The following is a 15,529-nucleotide window of genomic DNA, read 5'->3' on the forward strand; positions in this document are numbered from 1 at the left end:
GGTGAGGTGGGAAATCAGGGGGGTTGGGAAGTTAGGGGGAGCTGGGGAACTGGGGGTACGAAAGGCCGGGGAGGGGAAGCCGGAACCCCCCTGCTCAAGGCCGGGCGCGGCGCACGTCGATGTTGCCCCAGCGGGTGCGGGCGTGGATCTTGACGGTGTCCTCGGTCTGCTCCGGGGCGTCGGAGGCGGCGAGCGAGTTGCGCACCTGGCCGTGTTCGGAGCTGACGTCGAGCCAGGCGGCGGTGCCCTCGCGGATGCCGACCTCGATGGCGCCGTAGGAGGTCTCCAACTGGAGGTTGCCTCGCGCCACTTCGGCCACGCGCAGGGTGCCGTGCGCGGTGGTGGCGACGACCGAGCCCTCGGCGCGCGTGATGTCGATGTCGCCGTTGGCCCCGCTGACCCGCAGGTCGCCGACCGCCGCGCCGACAGTGGTGGTGCCGTGCGAGTTCTTCAGTACGGCCGGACCGTCGACGGTGCCGACGCGCAGGCTGCCGGAGCTGGTGGTGATCTCGGCCATGCCCTCCACCCGGTCGACGGTGATCGAGCCGTGGGAGGCGGTCAGATGAAGCGGTCCGGTGGCGTCGAGGCGGACGTCGCCGCCCGAGGTCTTCACCCGGGCCTCGCCGAGCCGGCCCTCGCCGAGCACCTGGGTCCAGGAGCCGGTCACGTCGACGCGCGAGCCCGCGGGCAACTCGACCGTCACGTCGACGGCGCCGGTCGGCCCGATGAGCCGGCGTTCCTTGGTCCGCACGGTCAAGACACCGCTCGCGTACGAGACTTCGGTCTGCTCGGCGGCCCGTACGTCCTTGTCCCGCTTCGAACTGGCGGGCCGTACGTCGACGACGGTGTCGAGTCGGTCGCTCGCGGTGAACCGGAGGGAACCGGCACCCACATGAGCGGTGACCGAAATCGGTTCGGGAGTGTCGTAAGAAGGCATGGCTGTACCGTCCTATTGGGTCCTTGGGGCGTCCCCGCAGGTGGGACGTGGTGTGGGTGTGGGTGTGGTGCGGGTGTGGTTCGGCTGGAGTGCCTTGCGGCGAGGAGCGGGCGCGGTCAGCGCACCCAGCCCGTGAAGCTCTGTCCGACGTTGCGGGCCCTCTCCGTCGTACGCGGCTGCCCGCCGCCGTCGACCGCGGCCGAAACGGCCCGTACGAGCCAGGCGTTGACCGAGAGCCCCTCACGGCTCGCCGCCTCCTCGGCGCGCGCCTTGAGCTGGGCCGGCAGACGCAGGTTGACGCGGGCGGTGCCGCCCTCGTCGGCGTCGGCGGGCATCTGCGCCCTGAACGGTTCACCGGTCGGAACGGCCACCTCCGCGGGACCGCAGCCGGGCGGCAGCGTCACCACGAAGTCGGGGTCAAGGCCGCGCAGCCGTACGTCCACCGAGCCGGGGGCGAGTTCGCGGGTGATCTCGTCCATCGCCGCGGAGAGCACGTTGAGCATGGTCAGCCGGGTCGCCGACTCCAACGGAGCGGTGAGCCGGTCGGCCAACTCGCGAGCATCTTCCCCGCCGGCTTCGGCGGCCACCGCGAGTTCACGGCGGAGGTTGTCGACATACGGGGTGAGGTCCATGGCGTCATCATGGCACCACTATGGCGCCATGCGCAAGCTGCTGCGGCGCCGAACGTGACGCCAAGCACGCAAACACGCCTCTGACCTGGCCATACGAAGTTGACGCACAGGGTGCCACCACGGCGCCATATGCGCTCGCGGCCCGCACGTAGACATCAGAGTGGCACCATGTGGCGCCACGCGGCGCCACGCGGCGCCACGCGGCGCCACGCACCACCCCTGACCACAAAACGGACACCCGCCACATCACCCACCGTGGCGGTCCATCATCGATGGCGTGATGCCGATGCGGGGGCTCTGGTGGAGACGGTTCGTCGTCGTGCTGGGCGGGCTTGTGTGGCTCGCCGGTGTGGCGTACGGGATCTGGCTGGTCGTTCACGGGCGGTTCCCGATGGCTGCCGTCCTGATCGCGGTCGGTGCGCTATGCGTGCTCTACGTGGTGCCGTTCCAGCAGTCGAGGTCATCACGGCTCGAGATGCGATCGTGGCAGGCGAAGTTGCGCAAGAACCCGCGGAGCGAAAGCGCTGAAGCTGAAGCCATCCCGGACGAGCAGACCCGGCCGCAGCCCGACGGGGCCGTGCCCCCCGACACCGCTACCGCTACGCCCCGGGACAAGTGGCTCGAGCCTTCCGCGGATGACCTCCCTACGCGCGACCATGAACCGCCCATCCCCTTCACGTCCAACTCCATCCCCGAACTCCGCGAAGACGAGGACGAAGACGAGGTCTACCTCCGCGCCACCGGTCACCTGGCAGCCGTAAACGTGCAGTGGCCCATGGACGCGCCCACCCGCTACATCAACACCTTCGTGGCCCACCCCGGCGAAGAGGAAGCCGTCACCGCTCTCGACCTGTCCACCGACTACGAACTCCTCCTGAACATCGGCCGGTTGCACACCGCCAGCCTGTTGTCGGCGGCGCATGCGCGGTGGCCCTGGGAGCTGCTTCCCGGCGGCGGACACTGGCTGCGGGCGGCGCTGCTGCTGGAGGGCCGGCAGGAGGCGGTGACGGTGCCGTTCCATCTGCCCGCGACGGGCGAGAGCTTCGTGTGCGACTGCGAGGCGGGGCTGCCGCACACGGCGGTGTGCGCGCCGCGGACCTGGGTGCGGTTACCGGTCCGCACGCCCGACCGTCCGGGCGTACTGCGCGGAGAACTGCTCGTCTACTACGAGGCCGCCGCCGTTGTGGCCATGCGGGTCGAGCTGCCGGCCGGCACACCGGGAGCGGTCCCGCACCTGCCGGTCGTCAACAAGCTGACGAGGTCGTTCGGGGACCTGGGCAAGCTCGCGCGGCGCACCGCCTCGGTCGTGACCCTGGAGCGTGGCGAGCGCGTGGTGGTCAACGGCACCGGATTCCTCGACAGCCCCTTCGCGATCGGCGCCAACGCCGCGGACACCTCCGCCGCCAATGTCCGTACGGCCCTGTTCGACAGCCACTTCAGCGCGTTCGAGGAGACCGGGGCCTGGTCGGGCCGGCGGCAGTCCGGGCTGCGGTCGCGCTACGACGAGCGGTTCGCCAAGAGCCATGCCGAGTACGAGCGCGATCTGCGCCGACTGGCCGTGGAGGGATCGGAGCTGTATCTGGGACTGTTCTGCCCACCGGGCATGGACAGCACGAGCGCCTACACCCTGCCGGATCTGCTCCGCCACGAGGCCCGTATCCGCGCGAGACCGCCGCTCGTACAGATCGTCGACACCCGGACCGACGAACACGCCATGCTCTGGTCGGCCGTCTACGACCTGCCCGTGAGCGGCGACCCCGACCGGCACGACGTCTGCCCGTCCGTTCGGCGCTTCGGCCCCGAGGGCGATCACACCGGCCCGGTACCGCCCGTATGCCCCTACGAGGACACGCACACCGACAACATCCTGTGCCCCTACGGCTTCTGGGGACTGTCCTGCCTGCTGGAACAGCCCCCGACCGTCGGCCGCGACCTGGAGACGGTCGTGCACGACGGCACGGACGGCGTCGCCCTGCTGGCCGCCGTGGGCTCCGGCCTAGACGCGCGGCTCGCCGGGCTGCATGTGGACCGGCTGCGCGAGGGCCCGCCCACATGTCTGCTCGACAGGCCCTCGATCGCCACCGAGAGCGAACTCGTGGCCGCGCTGCAGCCGGAGGCCATGGACGTCGTCTACTTCTACTGTCATTGCGGATACGACCGGCGCTCTCCCCTCGCCGCCGCCGACCGCTATCTCGACTTCGGCGGCTTCACCGTCAAGCCCCTCGACGTCACCCGGTGGGCGCGCAGCCGGGACTGGGAGTTCCCGCACTGGCAAAGGCGCCGTCCGCTGGTCGTCCTCAACGGCTGTCACACCTCTGAGGCCAACAGCGGCACCCTCAACCGTTTCGTCCCCGCCTTCACCCAGTGGGCCGGTGCCTCCGGTGTCGTGGGCACCGAGGTCGCCGTCGAACAGGGCCTGGCCGGCTGGGTCATGGAGCTGCTTCTCGCCCGCCTCCTCGCCGGCGACTCCGCGGCCGACGCACTGCGCAGTGTCCGCTGGGCCATGCTGCGGCGCGGCAATGTGATGGGCCTCGCCTACACCGCGTACTGCCTCGCCAACCTCGCCCTACGACCGACCCCAACCCCGTCTCCGTCCCCGTCTCCGTCCCCGACCAACGAGGAGTGAATGTGGCTTCGCACGCCGTCATGTCCGTAGGCGCCTGCTGCTTCGGCGTGGTGATCGGTTACCTCACCTATCGCACCCTGGTGCGCACCGAGAAGTCGGCCGTCACGGACCTCACCACCGTCGTGGGCGCCGTCGGCGGCGGGGCCGTGACCGGCCTGTTCGATCCCCAGCAGGGCGATGCCTTCGGCTGGTACGCCATCGGCCTGCTGGCCGGGCTGATCGCGTTCTTCCTGCTCTTCCTGACCCTGAACGGCAAACAGCAGACGGCGTCGGTCATGGGCGGGAGGTCCACCGGTTCCGCCGGTGCAGCCGGTGCCGACGGTCCCGCCGGTCCCGCCAGTTCCGACGGGTCTCGGGCGCACGGCTCCCCCGCCGCCGACCACATCCAGCGGTGAAGCCGCCCGCCTTGCGTCCTGCCTGCCCGCCCTCCCCCTCTACCTCGCGAGTTCCGTAGGCTCCGCCAGCCGCGTCAGCTTCTGCGGGTTCGCCACCGCGTGGATCCTGGTGACCTTCCCGTTCTCCACGACGAGGCTGACCGCGGACAGCCGACCGTCGATCTCGACCCGGCCCGCGGGCGCGCCGTTGAGCCACACCACCGACACCGCCCGGCCCGGGCGGGCCAGCAGCCTCGCCACCGGTTCGGCCCCGTGGACCGGAGTGGGCGCGGCGGCCGCGAACCCGCCGCCGTCGGCGATCAGGACCACGTCCGGTGCCATGACGTCGAGCAGATCCTGCAGCCGGCCGGTGCGCAGCGCGGACAGGAACCGCTCCACCACGGCCTGCTGCTCCGACGGGCTCACCCGCATCCGTGGCCGCCGGGCCGCCACGTGCTCGCGTGCCCGCCGCGCGATCTGCCGCACCGCGGCCGCCGACTTCCCGACGGCCTCGGCGATCTCGCCGTACGGCATCTCGAAGACCTCGTGGAGCACGAACACCGCCCGCTCCGTGGGTCCGAGCGTCTCCAAAACGGTCAGCATGGCGATCGAGACGCTCTCCGCGAGCTCGACGTCCTCGGCCACATCGGGGCTGGTCAGCAGTGGTTCGGGCAGCCATTCACCGACGTAGTCCTCGCGGCTGCGCGACCTCGTCCGCAGCCGGTTGAGCGCCTGGCGGGTGACGGTCCGCACGAGGTAGGCACGCGGGTCGCGCACCTGCTCGCGGTCGACGCCGGCCCACCGCAGCCACGACTCCTGCAGTACGTCCTCGGCGTCGGCGGCGGAGCCGAGCATCTCGTAGGCGACAGTGAACAGCAGGCTGCGGTGGGTGACGTAGGGGTCCTCGGTCATGCCGCGGGGGCCGCGCCGGTGACCGCGGGACGCTCGGCGGGGGGAATGTCGCAGGCGTCGGAGTAGCCCTGCGAGGTGATCCCGTGGGCCGTGTTGCAGCGGGCCGCCATGTTGGCGAAGCCGATGTAGGAGTTGAGCTCGACCAGCCCCGGCGCGCCGAGCTGCTCCAGCAGCCGGGCCGCCAGCTCGTCCGTGACGGTCGTCGGGGTGTTCGTCATGGCCTCGGCGTACTCCAGGACGTCCCGCTCCAGCGGCGTGAACAGGTCCGACTCCCGCCAGCGCGGCACCTGACCGGCCTTGGCAGGGTCCAGCTTCTGGTTGATGGCGAGGAAGAAGTTGATGTCGAGGCACCAGCTGCAGCCGATCTGTGCCGCCACGGCCATGTGCGCGAAGCTCTTGAGGCTCGCGTCGACCGCGTCCCACTGCGCCACCTGGGCCGAGTGGTACTGGCTCGCCTCAGCGATCCTCGGATTGTTCCACAGCACTTCGACGGGCTCGGGCACGGCACCGAGCTGCTCGGTCAGAGCCGTTCGCAGCTCGGCCGGAATCTCGGCCTTGGGAACTCGTAGCGTCATGATGATCTCCCGGTACGTCGACGGGTTCGTGCCTTGTGGCTGCCTTACGCACGCCGTGGGCGTGCCTTGTCGGCATGAAGACACCGCCTGCGCCACGGATGTGACATCCGCCGACACAATCGGCTCACCGCCCGTCCCGCCGAGCACCGAGCCACTCCCCCACCGCCGCGAAATCCGCCTGGGTGAGCCCCGACCGGTGGTCGACGCGATGCAGCAGCGCGGGCGCCGGATGGTGCTCGGCCACCCAGTCGCGGTCGGCGCCGGTGATCTCGTCGTCGACCCAGACGAAGGGGCGGCCGTCCGCCCAGTCCACCAGGGGCCGGGTCTTCCAGTGCAGCGGCGCCGCCGGGTCGTCCTCGTCGGGCCAGTCCACAAGGGGCAGCGTGGGCAGGCCGAGCCAGGGCGCCAGGCACTCGTTCGCCTCGTCCATCCAGGTCGTCGCCCACACCAGTTCGCAGCCCAGCGCAGCGAGCCGCGCACCGAGCGCCGGATCGACGCGGCTGAGCAGCGGATGGCCGGCGGCTGCCGCCGGCAGGTCGAAGCGGGCGTCGTACGTCGCGTACGGCCCCGCCGCCCCGAACGGGAGCAGCGTGCCGTCGACATCGAGGAAGAGAAGCATCAGCCCCAGGATCGGCGAACGGGGCCCGCCGCGAAACCGGTCAGTCCTCGAACCCGTGCTCCGCCAGGATCTTGTCGATCCGCGCCCGGTGCGCCGCCTCCCACGCGTCCAGCGACTCGCCGGCCTCCTTCGTGAGCCTGGCCCGGGCCGCCGTGAGCACCTCGTCGCGGCGGGCGGCGGGCACGGCGACGACGCCCTCCTCGTCGGCCACGACGACGTCCCCTGCCTCGATCCGTACGCCGCCGCAGGTCACCGGTCCGCCCAGCGGCCGTACGGCCGACTTGGCGCCCGGGATCGGGACGACGCCCCGGGCGAACACCGGGAACCGCAGCTCCCGCACCTCCGCGAGGTCGCGGATCAACCCGTCCAGGACGAAGGCCGCGATGCCGCGTCGCTGGGCGACGGCGGACACGTTGCCGCCCGCGAGCGCCCAGTCCAGGTCCCCGGACTCCACCACGACGACCGATCCGGGCCCGGCGCGATGGATGGCAGCGTGCAGCATCAGGTTGTCGCCGGGCGGACAGCTGACGGTGAAGGCCGGCCCGGCCACGCGCCCGGCCGGCCCCCACAGCGGGCGGATTCCGATGTCCATGACCTGCTCCCGGCCGAGCAGGTCGGCGAGGGTGGTCGTGGGGACGGACTGGAACTCGGTGGCGTCGGTCATGCCCCGGACGCTACCGTCCCTTTTTATGACTGCCGGGTCGGCCGTGTGCCGTGAGCGAGTTGGGTGCCCGGCCTCTGAGTGAGGCCACGGCGGGCCAGGAGCCCGCCAGTTTCTCTGCGTTGCCTTCGAGAACGTTTCCAGAGCGTCCCAGAACCTCTCAGGACTTCACCTCTCAAGACTTCAGCGACAGAGAAAGAACAGAATGCCCAACGACTTCAATCAATCCGTCATCGACGAGTTCCGCTCCGCAAAGGGCCGCCTGACCGGCTATTTCGCAAACGCCCGGCTGCTCCTGCTGACCACCACCGGCGCCCGCACCGGCACCCGGCACACCACCCCCGTCGGCTATCTCCCCGACGGCGGCGAACGCGTCCTGGTCATCGCCTCGGCGGGGGGCTCCCCCAAGCACCCCGACTGGTACCGCAACCTCCTCGCCGACCCCCACGCCACCGTGGAGAGCGGCGCGTTCACCTACGAGGCGCGGGCCGTCGTACTGGAGGGCGAGGAGCGCGAACAGGCCTGGAAGCGGGCCGTGGAGGCCGACCCGGGCTGGGCGGCGTACCAGAGCAAGACCACTCGCGTCATCCCGGTGGTCGCCCTGTACGAGGTCGCCCAGGGCGGCCCCCCGAACGTCAACGCCGCCTCCCCCGGCGAGGCGATCAAGGTCGTGCACGACGCCTTCCGCCGCGATCTCGCCCTGATCCGCGCGGAGATGACGAACGGCAACGGCACCCTGGGCGCCCAGCTGCGCGTCAACTGCCTCACCTTCTGCCAGGGCTTGCACAACCACCACACCGGCGAGGACATGGCCCTCTTCCCCTACGTCGACGCCCACCACCCGTCGGCGTCCCCCGCGCTCGGGCGCCTGCGCGAGGAACACGAGCGGATAGCCGAACTCGTCGCGAAACTACGCCAGGCAGTGGCAGCCGAGAACGCCGATCCGGCGGCGGCACGTGCGGAGGTCGAGCGTCTGACACTCGACCTGGAGGCTCATCTCGCCTACGAGGAGCAGGAGTTGATCCCACTCCTGGACCCTGCCGCCGGCTGACGTGCCCCCGAACGTGCCCCCGCGGGCGGCCGCTGCCGCCTGGAGCCGATGCCTCTCAGAACGGCAGCGGCCGCCCGTGCACCACGTCCAGCCGCGACACCGCCCGGGTCAGCACGACATACAGCCGGTGCAGCCCGCGCGCCTCCGCCTCCGCGATGGCCGCGGGCTCGACGGCGACGACGTTGTCGTACTCGAGTCCCTTGACCAGCGTCGCCGGGACCACGGCCACGCGGGCGCGCAGGTCGTCCGGTCCCGCGGTCGCGATCCCGGCCGCGCCGAGCGCCTCGGCCACCTGCCCCACCTGGCCGTCGGCGGCGACCACCCCGACCGACCCCTCCCGATCGAGCGCATCCCGTACGGCGTCCACGACGGCATCCGGCACCTCGCCCACCGGCACCTCCCGCACCCTCAACTCCCCGTCCCTGCGCAGGGAACGACCGGCCGGAACATCCACGTCGAGACGCCGTAGCAGCCGGTTCGCGAGCGTGACGACGGCCTCCGGCACGCGGAACCCGGTCGTGAGCGGCACGACGGCCGCGTCCGGTTTCCCGAGGTGCCCGAGGGCCGTCTGCCACGACTGTGCCGCCCAGGGTGTGGTCGCCTGCGCCAGGTCGCCGAGGACGGTGAGGGATCCGAAAGGCGCCCGGCGGGCGATGGCCCGGCACTCCATCGGGGAGAGGTCCTGCGCCTCGTCGACGACGACATGGCCGTAGCCCTCGGGATGTTCGACGAGCCCGGCGACCTCGTCGAGCAGCACGAGGTCCGCGGCCGACCAGCGCGCCGACTTCCAGGACCGCGGCAACTTCGCCCACAGCAGCGCCTGCTGCTCCTCGGCGTCGAGCACCCCTCCTGCTGCCACCTCCAACGAAGCGCTGTCGCTGAGGAGTTCGGCAACAACCTCCTCGGGCCGCACCCGAGGCCACACGGCGTTCACGTACGCCGTGACGGCCCGCGCCCGCGAAATCTTCTGCACCCAGGCGGCGTTCTGCGGCCCGGCCCGCCGCTCGGCCTGCAGTTGCATCGCCCGCACGACCCGCGTCCGCACGCGCTCCCGGCCGATGCCGTAGGGCGGCTGCTCGGCCAGCACGTCCTCGACGATCCGCACCAACTCGTCGGCACGGACCCGCCAGTGGTACGAACCGTCCTTGACGGCAAGGGAGTTGACACCGGCGCTGGAGACGCGGGCGTAGAGGGCCTGGCGCAGCACGACGGCCATCCGGGCATCGTGCTTGACGACGGCGGCCCGCTCGCTGTCGCTACCCGTGACCGGGTGCCGCGCGATCTCCTCCTGCAGCGTGGACTGCCGCACACCGGTCTCGCCGAGCGCGGGCAGCACCTCGGAGATGTACGACAGGAAGGTGCGGTTGGGTCCGAGGATGAGCAGTCCGCCGCGCCGGATGCGCTGCGGGTGCGTATAGAGGAGATAGGCGGCTCTGTGCAGCCCGACGGCGGTCTTGCCGGTACCGGGCGCGCCCTGAACGCAGAGGGAGACCCCGATGTCTCCTCGTACGAGATCGTCCTGGTCGGGCTGGATGGTGGCCGCGATGTCCCGCATGGGGCCGACGCGGGGGCGCTCGATCTCGCGGGCGACGAAGGCGCTGACCGGCGATTGCCCTTGGCTGCGGTGCTGATCCTCGACGTACGCGTCCTGGAAGTGCTCGTCCTCCAGGCCGGTGAGGTCGGTGGAGTCACCGAGGCTCCCGGGCGCCCAGCCGAACCGCCGGCGCACGGCGACGCCCTGCGGATCGCGGGCGCCGGCCTGGTAGAAGGCGCGGGAGACGGGGGCGCGCCAGTCGACGACGAGCGGCGGGACGGTGGGCGCCTCGCTGATCCGCAGTCGGCCGATGTGGTAGCTCTGCCCGGAGTGGTGCCCCGCACCCTCGGTGAAGTCCAACCGCCCGAAGAACAAAGGCCCTTGAGGCAGTTCCCCCATCGCCTTGGCCCGACTGCGCAACTCGTACCCGAGCACCTCGGCGTCGGCCCCGGAGGCGGAGACGTTCTCCCCCGTGACGACATGCTCCCGCGCCCCGTCGACCATGGCGGCGAGGGCTACGCGGCAGCGGTCGTGGTGGGCGCGTTCGCGGCGTAGGGACTCGGTGAGGGCGGCGCGCGTGGTGCGCGAGGTGTCGGGGTCGGCTGTCATTCCGACGAGGATACCGGATAACATTACCGAGTTAAATTTCTTACCGGGTATCGCTTACGCGAGGGTGGGCAACCCGGCAGCAAGCTGCGCAAACGCCCGCTCAGCGGCAGCCACGGCCTCCGGCCTCACCTCCGCCACCGACTCTCCCTCGGAGATCCGCCGCCAGTTCTCCATAGCCAGAATCCGCTGCACGGCGAGGATCTGCCCAGCAGCAAGCCGCCCGTCCAACCCACCACCAAGCGCCTCGGCAAGGGCGACCTCGGACCGCTCGATGTGAGCATGGGCCCGGGCGACGAGCGAGGGCGACCCATACAGCAGCCGGTGAAACGCGAGCACCTGCGGATGGTCGCTCAGCCCGGTGACAGGATCCCCCTTCTCCATCCCCTCGATGAAGTGCCGGCGCAGAGCATCAATGGGATGCGCCTGCTCACTGACGACCCGCGCCGCCTCACCCTCATGATCAGCGATCCGATACAGCACGAGATCTTCCTTGGCCGGAAAGTACCGAAAGAGGGTGGGCTTGGAGATCTCGGCAGCCGCGGCGACCTCGGCGACGGAGACGGCGTCGAATCCCTTCTCCAGGAAGAGCCGAATGGCGACCTCGGAGATGTGCTCGTACATCCGCTGTTTCTTGCGCTCGCGCAGGCCGGGCTCGCTCATGGGCTTGCTCATGGGTTTGAGCCTACGGGGCCCTCGTACAGCGGCTGTCATCATCTGCGCCAGGACGGAGTCTCCGCGAGGTTCCACAAACCGTCGAGATGCCTGTTCCACGTGGCAACTACCGCCTTGGCGTCCTCCGACCCCTCCAGGGACCAGACATTGAGGTCCATGCGGTAGCCCTTGGGGTCGTAGAACTCCGGGTCCGAGCTGCGCATCACTGTGCGGGCCGTCACGTCGTAAAGACCGTGCAGAACCAGTTTCCGGTTGAAGATGCAGATCTTGTCCCTGGGGATGCCCGGATACAGGCGGTACTCGCACTGGGCCGTCACCCTCCCCAGCGCCGTCAGCCGCTCCGCGAGCCCGGAGAGTGTCCGGTCGTACTCCCGGCACTTGGTCTCCAGCCGCTTGCGGTAATCGGGATCGTCTACCGGCTCGCCCCCGGCACCGACCTTCGACGGCACCCTCATGGGTAACCCGAAGTCGGGGACGAGGACCCGTATGACGACCCGCCTTGTCGGCCCGGGATCTTCGAGGATGTCTTCAAGCCGGTGATAGAGCTCGTTGTAGAGGGTCTCTCCGGTGTAGCCGAGGAAGGCGATCTCCACCGTCCGCGAGTGGAACGCCTCGCTCACGAAGCGACCCAGCTCGGGCGACTTCAACTGTGGTCGGGTGAGCAATCGGAGCGATGCCTTCAGGTCCTTCACCGTGTCATAGAGGACGTAAGCAACCAGACTGAGCAATGCTCCGCCGAGAGAGGCTTTGCCCTCAAGCGCGTCTCCGAGTGGTTTGACGAACTGCGCCGTCAAACCGGTGGCGAAGATGCCGAGCAGCAGAATCCTGGTGAAAGCCGATTCATAGCGCGCCTGAAACCGTTTCAGACGTGCACCCATGGTGTCGCCGTCTAACCCATCCCCGCCGGACATGTACAGCCCCTCCCCCGAGCCGCGCTCCGGACGGAAGGTCAGACCTCCACCGTGAGCCCGGCCGTACGTCGGTTTTCATGGTCTCCGTGCGGCAGCGCGCGGGCAAGATAGGGGTTCACGGTCGAACGGTCGGGCAGGCCCAAGGCGGCGGTGGCCAGGGCCAGGGTCATGGCGTACGTCTCTACGGCCCGGCGCACGTTCGGGGCCTCCAGGCTGTCGCCGGCCACCAATCGGTCGAGGTCCACATACGCGGAGCGAATCACCTCGATCCGCTGGTACACCGGCCAGTCGTCCCGCCAGCCCTTCGTGCAGTCGTCGGGCAACTGCTGGAACCAGCGGTTCAACAGCCGACGACGGATATCGGTCCGAGTGGGTGTCAGGTGCACATGGCGGACCAGGTCGTACAGCGGGTCTCCGACCATCGCCATTTCCCAGTCGATGAGCGTCAGACCGCCCTGCCTGCGCACCAAGTTCCATGGGTTGAGGTCGCCGTGCAGCAGTACGGGCCGACGAGGAGCGAGGGTGTGGCGCGCAAGGATCGCGTCGAGTCGGTCACTGCTCGGAAGTCCGAGCTCCCTCGCCAGATCCCGGGTGCTTTCGGGCAGTTCACTCACCATGCGAACCAGCTCTGCCCGCAGCCAGGGATAGAAATCCCCTCCGCCTTGGAACTCCGGGTCGGCTTCGTCGCAGGGGACCTTGGTCAGCTCTGACAGTTGGTCCACGAGGTCGTCCGCCTCGTGCGGAAGCAGTCCGTCCGAGGGATGGTCGGGTCGGCGGATTCCGCCCGTCGGACCCTCGTAGGTGTGGATGGTGAACTGTTCCGACAGTCCGCTGGTGCCAAGGGCCAGTACACGTGGTGCCCGCACCCGGACCCCTGACCGCTCAATGGCTCCCAGGACGACGTGCTCGTTGAGGAAACGGCGCTCCAGAGGGTTCTCGGAGCCGACCTTGCGGCGGACCATGACCGGAAAGTCGAGTCCCTCCACCTCGACGGCGGTGTTGAGGTGCGCCGTTCCTTTGAACACCCTGTTCGACGAGGCGGCGCCCTCCTCGAACAGGGCCCGGCTCACTGCCCGGAGGGGAAAGTCCTCACGGATCCGCACCCGCCTGTCCCGCTGCCAGTAGATCTCGAACATGGTTCGATCGCTGCTGGGCCTGAAGCCGTACGACTCGTTCCAGCGGAAGAGGATGCGCTCGATCTCCCGCTCGTCCGGTACCCGCTTGAGGCAGAGTGGTTCCTCGGCGGCGAGCAACGCCCGGTGCACCGTCTGCGTCGCGGTGTCAAGGTCCCGCTGGTCAAACGAGTCTCCGAGCGAATCAGCCGCGCGCATCACATCCGGATAGACCGACTGGGCGCGCTCGAAGGCCAGATAGTGCTTCAGGTCCCGGTCCACACCGTCCACGGCGTTGCTACGCCGCTCCCCCATGACCTTGCACCAGGTCTCGATGGCCTCGGTCCACTGATGGTCGGGGTACTGCATGCGCACCAGATGGGTGGCGAGGTCGTGCAGCGGATCACCGTACGTCGCCAGTTCCCAGTCGACGCAGATCAGCGGCGGGTCACCGTGGTAGGAGACGATGACGTTGTCCCGGTGCAGGTCCGTGTGCAGCAGGCTGAAGGGACGTTTGACCAAGGCAGGGACCCGATCCGCAAACCGGATCATGGCGTCGTCGGGGATGCCGAGCATCGCGAACAGACCACCGAACTTGTCCCAGTTCCGACGCCTGATCTGCTCCTCCGCCGCATACGCCAGCGCCCGCAGGAACGCTCTGCTGTCCCGGCTCGAGCGGGGCCAGGACTGGGGCAGCGGCGGAAGGATCTGCTTGGGGACCTGGGTCATGTCCGCGAGCAGCCCGGCAAGGGCAGAGATGATGCCGGAGTCCAACGGTGTGCCGTTGGGACAGATACTCGACAGCGGTGCGCCCTCCACATAGCTGAGAACGAGGACGTCCTCATGCTTGGCCAGGCATCGTGGAACATGTGGCAGCACACCGCAGATCGCATTGAGGAGTTCGGCCTCGTCCTCCCATGTCCTGATGACCACCGGCAAAGCTGAGGCGATCCGCTGACGCACGGTGACAGATGCCCCGACCTCGCTCGCTAAGAATCGGGAATCGTGCGCGGTGCGCGGCCGGACCATGTAGTTCAGGTTGTGGTGGCCTCGGCCGATCGATCCGAAGGAGCGGGCGTAGTCCATGAACCTACTGAACTCGCTGTTCGCTGCCTGCTCCAGTGCACGACGGCGAGGCACTGCCAGACTGCCCAACGGTGGCTCCTGAATAGCTGTGCGACTGCGCGATACCCATGCGGCGAGCGAGGGTGGGCCAAACCATAGGGCATCCTGCGCAGTCGTGTGGTCGTCCACCGTCATTCGATACAGAACTGAACTACCCCTGCCACCTGACTGCGCCTCAATGGGCGCACAGGCGTCCCGAAGTGCCGAACGAGGTCAGGCGGTCTCCGCCAGCATGTTCCAGCAGGAGTCGAACCATGCCTGCATGCTTTCGATGAACACCGAACCCGGGGAGTCCGGGTCGCCCTCGTCGTTGACGAAGCGGGTGAGCGTGGACCCCAGCCCTAGCACGTCCTGGGCTTCAACCTCGGTGCCGTCCTCCAGCAGGATGGGGCGCTCGACCACTTCGTACGGCCCGAAAAGTGCTTCGGTGTCCCGGCGCAGATAGATCTTGAATGCCGGGGCCAGCGGAACGTGACGGACCTGGACCTTCACCGACGGCACGAGTCCCTCGGTCTGCAGATCGCGCAGGGCAGCCCGCAGCGAGCTGGTGTGCCGCCGGGTGATGCCCCAGAGCCGCTCCTGCAACTGAACCTGCAGTTCGTCCGTCGGCTCGCCGCCCTGATTCTCCCCTGTCCGCTTCACGCGGGGATACGGCAGCGTCAGCGACTCGGAGGGCAGCAGCAGGCGCAGCTCGATGCTCTCGGGGTACACCTCGCCCTTTTGAGGGTGGGGCTGGCCCAGGCGGATGCGCTCGGCCTGCAGTCGAATGTGGGCGTCGAGGCTCTCGGAGGTGAGGGTGAACACGTCCAATCGGACGCTCTGCTGGGCAAAAGCCCGAGCCATGAAGGGGCCCAGAGCGGCACGCTGGCGAGGTGCGGCCTGCTGATGCGTCGCAGAGTGTATGGGCCTCTTCACCACCCGGGAGCCGCTGCCCTGGCGGGACTCGATCCACCCCTCGCTCTTCAGCTCTCGAAGTGCGCGCTGCACTGTGTCGCGCGATACCTCGAACTCGTCCGCAAGTTCACGCTGCGGTGGCAGCAAGGCGTTGAGCGCGTACGTGCCGTTGGCGATGCGGGCGCGCAACTCCTCAAGGACACGTTCGAACTCCTTGCCGCCCCCTTCGACCCGTTCCGCGTTCACACCGCGACCGTACCTCGTCCAGCCGTCCGGCAAACCGCA

The 15,529-nt window shown here is 69.3% G+C and carries 14 protein-coding genes; 3 read left to right on the forward strand and 11 right to left on the reverse strand.

The window, feature by feature from the left end; translation table 11 throughout:
• Nucleotides 1-94: 94 nt before the first annotated feature.
• Together JYK17_RS08180 and JYK17_RS08185 are read right to left on the reverse strand one after the other, a co-directional pair.
• Entirely contained in the window at nt 95-937 is an 843-nt protein-coding gene (locus tag JYK17_RS08180) for a DUF4097 family beta strand repeat-containing protein (protein WP_108008943.1), read from the reverse strand.
• Nucleotides 938-1,053: 116 nt separating this feature from the next.
• Nucleotides 1,054-1,569: a toxin-antitoxin system HicB family antitoxin gene (locus JYK17_RS08185; RefSeq protein ID WP_222810104.1), complete on the reverse strand. Its 516-nt coding sequence runs from the start codon at nt 1,567-1,569 to the stop codon at nt 1,054-1,056.
• A gap of 280 nt (nt 1,570-1,849) precedes the next feature.
• On the opposite strand from JYK17_RS08185, the gene JYK17_RS08190 reads away from it, so the two are divergent.
• Both JYK17_RS08190 and JYK17_RS08195 read left to right on the forward strand, forming a co-directional pair.
• Nucleotides 1,850-4,195 carry a CHAT domain-containing protein gene (locus JYK17_RS08190; RefSeq protein WP_234548482.1) on the forward strand — a complete coding sequence of 782 codons (2,346 nt, stop codon included), beginning with the start codon at nt 1,850-1,852 and terminating at the stop codon, nt 4,193-4,195.
• A 2-nt stretch (nt 4,196-4,197) separates the two neighbouring features.
• Nucleotides 4,198-4,590: a hypothetical protein gene (locus tag JYK17_RS08195; protein WP_222810105.1), complete on the forward strand. Its 393-nt coding sequence runs from the start codon at nt 4,198-4,200 to the stop codon at nt 4,588-4,590.
• A gap of 39 nt (nt 4,591-4,629) precedes the next feature.
• Here JYK17_RS08195 and JYK17_RS08200 read toward each other — a convergent pair whose 3' ends face one another.
• From JYK17_RS08200 to JYK17_RS08215, 4 genes are all read right to left on the reverse strand, one after another.
• Complete coding sequence (locus JYK17_RS08200; RefSeq protein ID WP_108008952.1) at nt 4,630-5,481, reverse strand: RNA polymerase sigma-70 factor; 852 nt, start codon at nt 5,479-5,481, stop codon at nt 4,630-4,632.
• Nucleotides 5,478-6,056: a carboxymuconolactone decarboxylase family protein gene (locus JYK17_RS08205; protein ID WP_108008954.1), complete on the reverse strand. Its 579-nt coding sequence runs from the start codon at nt 6,054-6,056 to the stop codon at nt 5,478-5,480. Before JYK17_RS08205 ends, JYK17_RS08200 begins: the two co-directional genes overlap by 4 nt.
• A 124-nt stretch (nt 6,057-6,180) precedes the next feature.
• Complete coding sequence (locus tag JYK17_RS08210; RefSeq protein ID WP_108008956.1) at nt 6,181-6,675, reverse strand: HAD domain-containing protein; 495 nt, start codon at nt 6,673-6,675, stop codon at nt 6,181-6,183.
• 40 nt (nt 6,676-6,715) lie between these two features.
• On the reverse strand, nt 6,716-7,339 hold the full coding sequence (locus JYK17_RS08215; protein WP_222810106.1) for an RraA family protein: 624 nt from the start codon (nt 7,337-7,339) through the stop codon (nt 6,716-6,718).
• Nucleotides 7,340-7,541: 202 nt separating this feature from the next.
• Between JYK17_RS08215 and JYK17_RS08220 the strand changes: the two genes are divergently transcribed.
• The gene (locus JYK17_RS08220) at nt 7,542-8,387 is read left to right on the forward strand and encodes a nitroreductase/quinone reductase family protein (RefSeq protein ID WP_222810107.1); all 846 of its coding nucleotides are present in this window, start codon (nt 7,542-7,544) and stop codon (nt 8,385-8,387) included.
• A gap of 55 nt (nt 8,388-8,442) precedes the next feature.
• Here the strand turns inward: JYK17_RS08220 and JYK17_RS08225 are convergent, their stop codons facing one another.
• From JYK17_RS08225 to JYK17_RS08245, 5 genes are all read right to left on the reverse strand, one after another.
• On the reverse strand, nt 8,443-10,530 hold the full coding sequence (locus JYK17_RS08225) for a HelD family protein (protein ID WP_222810108.1): 2,088 nt from the start codon (nt 10,528-10,530) through the stop codon (nt 8,443-8,445).
• 54 nt (nt 10,531-10,584) lie between these two features.
• Nucleotides 10,585-11,190: a TetR/AcrR family transcriptional regulator gene (locus JYK17_RS08230; protein ID WP_108008965.1), complete on the reverse strand. Its 606-nt coding sequence runs from the start codon at nt 11,188-11,190 to the stop codon at nt 10,585-10,587.
• Nucleotides 11,191-11,240: 50 nt separating this feature from the next.
• Nucleotides 11,241-12,113, reverse strand: a complete 873-nt coding sequence (locus JYK17_RS08235) for a hypothetical protein (RefSeq protein ID WP_222810109.1) — start codon at nt 12,111-12,113, stop codon at nt 11,241-11,243.
• Nucleotides 12,114-12,151: 38 nt separating this feature from the next.
• Entirely contained in the window at nt 12,152-14,311 is a 2,160-nt protein-coding gene (locus JYK17_RS08240; RefSeq protein WP_222810110.1) for a phosphotransferase family protein, read from the reverse strand.
• A 252-nt stretch (nt 14,312-14,563) separates the two neighbouring features.
• The gene (locus JYK17_RS08245; RefSeq protein ID WP_222810111.1) at nt 14,564-15,490 is read right to left on the reverse strand and encodes a GntR family transcriptional regulator; all 927 of its coding nucleotides are present in this window, start codon (nt 15,488-15,490) and stop codon (nt 14,564-14,566) included.
• Nucleotides 15,491-15,529 lie beyond the last annotated feature (39 nt).

The sequence above is a fragment of the Streptomyces plumbidurans genome, assembly GCF_019857225.1.
Taxonomy (GTDB): Bacteria; Actinomycetota; Actinomycetes; order Streptomycetales; family Streptomycetaceae; genus Streptomyces; species Streptomyces plumbidurans.